The organism is Paracoccus salipaludis (genome assembly GCF_002287065.1).
Taxonomy (GTDB): domain Bacteria; phylum Pseudomonadota; class Alphaproteobacteria; order Rhodobacterales; family Rhodobacteraceae; genus Paracoccus; species Paracoccus salipaludis.
The window spans coordinates 1-1,157 of sequence record NZ_NSJZ01000074.1 but is presented as its reverse complement, the minus strand read 5'-3'; the positions used below and the strand labels follow the sequence as shown (position 1 = coordinate 1,157).

1 protein-coding gene is annotated in these 1,157 nt (G+C 66.5%); it reads left to right on the top strand.

Annotated elements, in window-relative coordinates; genetic code table 11:
* The coding region (tuf, locus tag CK240_RS17580) for an elongation factor Tu (protein ID WP_095641542.1) at positions 1 to 1,157 on the top strand (1,157 nt) is incomplete at both ends.

The window sequence follows — 1,157 nt, the reverse complement described above, 5'->3', positions numbered from 1 at the left end:
ATGGCAAAGGCAAAATTCGAACGGACGAAACCGCACGTCAACATCGGGACGATCGGTCACGTTGACCACGGCAAGACGACGCTGACGGCGGCGATCACGAAGTACTTTGGCGAGTTCAAGGCCTACGACCAGATCGACGGTGCGCCGGAAGAGCGGGCGCGCGGGATCACGATCTCGACGGCGCATGTGGAATACGAATCGGCGTCGCGCCACTACGCGCATGTCGACTGCCCCGGCCACGCCGACTACGTGAAGAACATGATCACGGGCGCGGCGCAGATGGACGGCGCGATCCTGGTGGTGAACGCCGCCGACGGCCCGATGCCGCAAACGCGCGAGCACATCCTGCTGGGCCGCCAGGTGGGCATCCCCTACATGGTCGTGTACCTCAACAAGGTCGACCAGGTGGACGACGAGGAGCTGCTGGAGCTGGTCGAGATGGAGGTGCGCGAGCTTCTGTCCTCCTACGACTACCCCGGCGACGACATCCCGATCATCAAGGGTTCGGCGCTGGCGGCGATGGAAGGCCGCGACAAGGAGATCGGCGAGGACTCGATCCGCGCGCTGATCGCCGCGGTGGACGAGTACATCCCGACGCCCGAGCGCGCCGTGGACCAGCCCTTCCTGATGCCGATCGAGGACGTGTTCTCGATCTCGGGCCGGGGCACCGTGGTCACCGGCCGTGTCGAGCGCGGCGCGGTGAACGTGGGCGACGAACTTGAGATCGTGGGCATCCGCCCGACCAAGAAGACGACCTGCACGGGCGTCGAGATGTTCCGCAAGCTGCTGGACCGCGGCGAGGCGGGCGACAACATCGGGGCGCTGCTGCGCGGCATCGACCGCGAGGGCGTGGAGCGCGGCCAGGTGCTGTGCAAGCCGGGCTCGGTCAAGCCGCACACCAAGTTCGAGGCCGAGGCCTACATCCTGACCAAGGAGGAAGGCGGCCGCCACACGCCGTTCTTCGCGAACTACCGCCCGCAGTTCTACTTCCGCACCACGGACGTGACCGGGACCGTCAAGCTGCCCGAGGGCACCGAGATGGTGATGCCGGGCGACAACCTGAAGTTCGAGGTCGAGCTGATCGCGCCAATCGCGATGGAAGAAAAGCTGCGCTTCGCCATCCGCGAAGGCGGCCGCACCGTCGGCGCCGGCGTCGT